Raw genomic sequence first — 5,105 nt, 5'->3', positions numbered from 1 at the left:
TCTCAATGCCGCGACGAAAGCCGGGAAGGTGGTAACGGCGCCGGTGTCGAGCTCGAGCGCCGCGGCGCGGCCGCCTGCGGCCTCGATCTCGGCGATCGCCGCCTTCGCCTCGTCGGCGCGCGAGCGGTAGGTGAGGATGACGTCGACGCCCTTGCGGGCGAGGTTGAGCGCTGTGTTGCGGCCGAGGCCGCGGCTGCCGCCGGTGATGAGGGCAATGGCGCGAGTGGTCATGGTGAAAATCTCCGTCTTGGCGATGGTGATCCATATACTCGCGCGAATGACCGATATAATCTGGCATGGATTGCCAACTCTATTCAAGATTTGCGAACAATCCGCGATGGACAGGTTCGACAGCATGCGGCTCTTCACCCGCGTCGTGGAACGGCGCAGCTTCACGGCGGCCGCTGCCGATCTCGGCCTGCCGCGCTCCAGCGCCACCGCCGCGATTAAGCAGTTGGAGGAGCGGTTGGGCGTGCAGCTGCTGCGTCGCACCACGCGCCACGTCACCACCACGCTCGACGGTGAAGCCTATTACCAGCGTTGCATCGGCATCCTCGCCGACATCGAGGATGCCGAGGGCGGCTTCGGCGCGCATGAGGTGCGTGGGCGCCTCAGCGTCGACGTCAACGGCCATATGGCGCGCACCTTCCTGCTGCCGGAACTGCCGGCGCTGCTCGCCCGATATCCGGGCCTGACCGTGCATATCGGCGAAGGCGACCGCCTCGTCGACCTCGTGCGTGAAGGCGTCGATTGCGTCATCCGGGCCGGCACGCTTCCCGACAGCGACATGATCGTGCGGCGTCTCGGCATCGCGCGCGAAATCACCGTGGCCAGCCCCGCCTATCTCGAACGCCACGGCGTGCCGCGCACGCCGGACGACTTGGCTGGGCACATGATGATCGGCTTCGTGTCGTCGCGCACGAGGCAGGTGATGCCGCTGGAATTCACCGTCGACGGCATGGTTCGCGAGATCGTCCTGCCGTCGCGGGTCACGGTCGCCAATTCGGACACGAGTGCTGCGCTGGTCCGGCTGGGCTTCGGGCTGTTCCAGGCGCCAAGGCTCCGATATGCGGACGACCTCGAGGCAGGCCGGCTGGTCGAAGTGCTTCCCGATTTTCCGCCGACGCCCACGCCGATCTCGGTGCTCTATCCGCCGAGCCGGCAGTTGTCGCCACGGGTCAGGGTGTTTGTCGATTGGCTGGTGGAGATCCTGGGGCCGAAGCTGGATGCGGGGTAAGTTGGCAATCGCGGAGGGGATCGTATCCAGCGGTCGTCATCCTAGGGCGGAGCAAGGAGCGAAGCGACGCGCGCAGACCCTAGGATCCATGCCGTGACGCTAAGGCGTTGCAAGGATTGCAGAATTCTCCGCCGTTGCGCTCTATGACGGAGTCGCCGCATGGATCCTCGGGTCAAGCCCGAGGATGACCACCGTTAGGCATGGCTACAAAAACAGCCGCAACTGCGCGTGGATGATCGACCGGTAATCCTCGATCGTGCGCCGGCCTTCCGCCTCGTCCTGCGTCAGCGCCAGCCGCACGACGCCGCCGGCGAGCTGAAAGATCAGGAACACCACGCGCCCGAACGCCTCGCGCTGCTTAGGCTTCAGCATCGGCGCCACACGGTCGCAGAACATCTTCGCCTGATGCCGCGTCTCGGCGATGTCGAGATGCTGCAGCGCCTTGTCGGCCTGGATCGCGTTCTGCAGATCCTGGATCGCCGGATCCGCCGCGACACGGCCGTAGTAATCGTCGAGCAGCCGATCGGCTGCAGCGGTCACGTCATCCACTCCCCGGATATCGGCGATGATCGCGCCGAAGCGAGCCCGGCTCTCCTCCGAGAAACGCTCGTAGAGCATCGCCAAGATCGCCGACTTGCTTGGAAAATAATGATAGACCGTGGCGATCGGCCCGCCCGCCAGCGCGCCGACTTCCTTCATCGTGACCGCGTCTATGCCCTTCTCGCCGATCAGCCGCATGGTCGTAGCGAGGATCGCGTCGATGCGCTCGCGGCTGCGCTCCTGCTTGGGCCTGCGTCTGGGTTCCGTCGCCGTTTGCCTAGTTTGCCTCATCTCGCGCGGGCAGTCGTTGATTCTCGGTTGACAGGAAACTGATCAAGTATCAGTTTCGTGAATGCTGACAACTTGTCAGCTTTTTCACCGGGCTGCAAGGGAGGGCGCCTCGTGACTGCAACCGATGCCGCGCATGCGGAAAATGGCGACTGGCTGGTCGGCAACCCGACCGGCCTGCAACTCGCCGCGGCGCTCTGGATCGGCTCGGTCGGCCTGCTCATCCTGGGCTTGCAGCCGGTGCTGCTCGGCGCGCTCTACAGCGAAGGTCATGTCACCGGTGACGAGCTGGCACTGGTCGCCACCGCCGAGATGATCGCGATCGCCATCGGCTCGGCGATCGTGGCGATGCTCCTCCCGGCCCGCAACATGCGCTGGAAGAGCGCCGCACTTTTGGTGCTGCTGGCGCTCGCCAATTTCTGGACCGCCTATGCGATGAGTTCCAATGCGCTGATCGGGGCGCGCACGCTCGCCGGGCTTGCTGAGGGTGGCTTGGTCGCCGTGGCGACCGAATTGATCGCCCGCTCGCGCCGGGCCGAGCGCATCGGCGGCTATTTCGTCACGCTGCAGACCTTGGCGCAATGCGCGCTGGCGCTGCTGCTCGCGCTTTATGCCGTGCCTGCCGCGGGCGCGGCCGGCGGCTTCGTCGCGCTTGGCGTTGTCTGCCTGTTGTCGCTCGTCGTCGCGTGGATCGTGCCGGACGACTACGCCGACCTGCCGAAGGACGAGCATTTTGCCAATGTGCTCACCGTGCCGGCGATCACGGCGCTGCTGTCGATCTTCTGCTACTTCATGTTCTTCAACGCCGTCTGGGCATTTCTGGAGCCGCTCGGCGCCGAGTTCGGCATAGACGGCCGCACCGTCGGCCTGATGGTCTCGGCAAGCCTCGCCGCGCAGGTCATGGGCGCCATGACCGCCACCGTCTTCGAAGCGCGCATCGACTACCGCTTCGCCATCACCGTCATCGGCGCCATCGCGACGATCAGCTCGGTGCTGCTCGCTTCCGGCCCTGGGCTTTCGGTCTTCTGGTCGGTGGCGCTGGTGATGGGCTTCATCCTGCTCTTCATCGTGCCCTACCAGATCCGGCTGGCGATCGCCGCCGACGAGACGCGCAACGCGGTACTGCTTGTGCCGGCGGCGCAGCTCTTCGGCCTCGCCATCGGCCCGGTGGCCGCCTCGCTGCTGATCGACGGCCAAAATTTCCGGCCGGTGCCGGAATTCGCCGCGGCAAGCGCGTTGGCCAGCGTGGCGCTGCTCGGCGTCTTCGTGTTGGTTGCGCGCCGCCGCGTTCCAGCCTGAGCGGGAGGTGACGATGGCAAACGCCTGGAGGAACTGGTCGGGTTTCGTGAACGCCGCGCCGAAGCTGATCGCCACGCCAGCCGATGTCGGCGAACTGGCCGATCTGGTGCGTTCCGCGCCCGGTCCGCTGCGCGTCGCCGGCGCCGGCCATTCCTTCACGCCGCTGGTGCAGTCCGACGGCACCATCATCTCGCTGGCGAAGATCGAGGGGCTGGTTTCGCATGACGCCGCAGCCAATCGGGCACGCCTGAGGGCGGGGACAAGGCTTGGCGCGCTGATGCACATCCTGCAGGACATCGGCCAGGGCCTGCCCAATATGGGCGACATCGACAAGCAAGCGATCGGCGGCGCGCTGGGCACCGCGACGCATGGTTCCGGCCCGACGCTCGGCGCCTATCATACGCAGCTCGAGACGGTGCAGTTCGTCGACGGGCAAGGCAAGCTGCGCGAATACAGCCGGGCGGGCGACCAGGATATGATCCATGCCACCGGCGTCGCGCTCGGCGCTTTCGGCGTGCTCACCGAAGTGACGATGAACAACATCCCGACCTACCGGCTGCGGCGCCGCAAATGGGTGTTGCCGATCGGCGAAATGCTGCGCGACTTCGAGACGATGATGGGCGCACACCGTTCGGCAGAGTTCTATTACATCCCGTTTTCCGGCTATGCGCAGTTCATCGCCAGCGATCTCAGCGACGCTCGGCCTTCGCCGCGGCCGACCGAGGATGACGAGGAGGGCCTGGCGACATTGCGCAAGCTGCGCACCGTGCTGCGCCGGCTGCCGGCGCTCCGCCGGGCGCTGATCAAGGGTGCGGTCAAGAAGGTGCCGGCCGAGGATTATGTGCAGGACTGGCTCAACGTCTACGCCAGCGACCGTCGCACCAAATTCAACGAGATGGAGTACCACCTGCCTTACGAGGACGGTCCCCGGGCGCTGGCCGAGATCATCGCGCTGACCGAAAAGCACTTCCCGGAAGTCTATTTCCCGATGGAAGTGCGTTCGGTGGCCCCGGACGAATTCTGGCTCTCGCCCTTCCACCAGAGGCTGACCTGCTCGATCGCCATCCATCACGACGCGGCGAACGATCCGCTGCCCTTCATGCGCGCGGCCGAGCCGATCTTCCGCAAATATGGCGGGCGGCCGCATTGGGGGAAGATGCACAGCTTGACGGCGGCGGATTTCAAGAAACTCTATCCGCGCTGGGACGACGCAATGGCGGTGCGCCGCGACATCGATCCCGAGAACCGCTTCGTGTCGCCCTATATGGCCGGCCTGTTCGGCATCCAACAATGAGCGCCTATTTCGCCGAGCTGTCGAAGGCGCTCAAGGCCGCCGAAATCTTTCGGCCCTGCCTGGTGCTCGACCGCGACCGGCTGGACGCCAACATCGCGCTGGTGAAGCAGAGGCTGGCGCCGGGTCTTGCCGTGCGGTTGGTCGACAAGTCGCTGCCTTGCCTGCCGCTGCTTTCGCATATCTCCAAGTCGCTCGAAACCGGCCGCTTCATGACCTTCCATCCGCCGGTGACGCAGGCGGTGCTCGACGCCTTTCCCGCGGGCGATCTCCTCTATGGCAAGCCGATGCCGGTAGGTGCGGCGAAAGCGGCGCTGGCTAGAGGCGACGCCGGCGGGTGGTCGCGCGTCTGCTGGCTGATCGACACGCCGGAGCGCCTGTCCGAATACGGTGCGCTCGCCGCAGCGTTCGGTACCCAACTGCGCTTCGCTTTCGAGGTCGATGTCGGTC

General features: G+C 65.8%; 5 protein-coding genes and 1 pseudogene. 4 read left to right on the top strand and 2 right to left on the bottom strand.

Annotated features, from left to right (window positions below; translation table 11 throughout):
• Positions 1-231: SDR family NAD(P)-dependent oxidoreductase (locus tag EOA75_RS28465; RefSeq protein WP_127325729.1), on the bottom strand; the 231-nt coding region annotated here is incomplete at its 3' end.
• 106 nt (positions 232-337) lie between these two features.
• Between EOA75_RS28465 and EOA75_RS28460 the strand changes: the two genes are divergently transcribed.
• Positions 338-1,237, top strand: a complete 900-nt coding sequence (locus tag EOA75_RS28460) for a LysR family transcriptional regulator (RefSeq protein ID WP_067324844.1) — start codon at positions 338-340, stop codon at positions 1,235-1,237.
• A gap of 204 nt (positions 1,238-1,441) precedes the next feature.
• Here EOA75_RS28460 and EOA75_RS28455 read toward each other — a convergent pair whose 3' ends face one another.
• A complete protein-coding gene (locus EOA75_RS28455) occupies positions 1,442-2,068 on the bottom strand; it encodes a TetR/AcrR family transcriptional regulator (RefSeq protein WP_095824850.1) in 627 nt (208 codons plus the stop codon).
• A 111-nt stretch (positions 2,069-2,179) separates the two neighbouring features.
• Here EOA75_RS28455 and EOA75_RS28450 point away from each other — a divergent pair, with 111 nt between their 5' ends.
• From EOA75_RS28450 to EOA75_RS28440, 3 genes and pseudogenes are all read left to right on the top strand, one after another.
• Positions 2,180-3,364 (top strand): MFS transporter, encoded by a 1,185-nt coding sequence (locus EOA75_RS28450; protein ID WP_127325728.1) that lies wholly within the window; start codon positions 2,180-2,182, stop codon positions 3,362-3,364.
• A 13-nt stretch (positions 3,365-3,377) separates the two neighbouring features.
• Positions 3,378-4,658: a D-arabinono-1,4-lactone oxidase gene (locus tag EOA75_RS28445; protein WP_127325727.1), complete on the top strand. Its 1,281-nt coding sequence runs from the start codon at positions 3,378-3,380 to the stop codon at positions 4,656-4,658.
• Positions 4,655-5,105 (top strand): annotated as a pseudogene (locus EOA75_RS28440) (DSD1 family PLP-dependent enzyme); the annotation flags it as partial. The gene EOA75_RS28445 and the pseudogene EOA75_RS28440, both read left to right, overlap by 4 nt.

The organism is Mesorhizobium sp. M1A.F.Ca.IN.022.07.1.1 (assembly GCF_003997575.1).
Lineage (GTDB): Bacteria > Pseudomonadota > Alphaproteobacteria > Rhizobiales > Rhizobiaceae > Mesorhizobium.
This window is presented reverse-complemented; position numbering and strand designations above follow the sequence as displayed.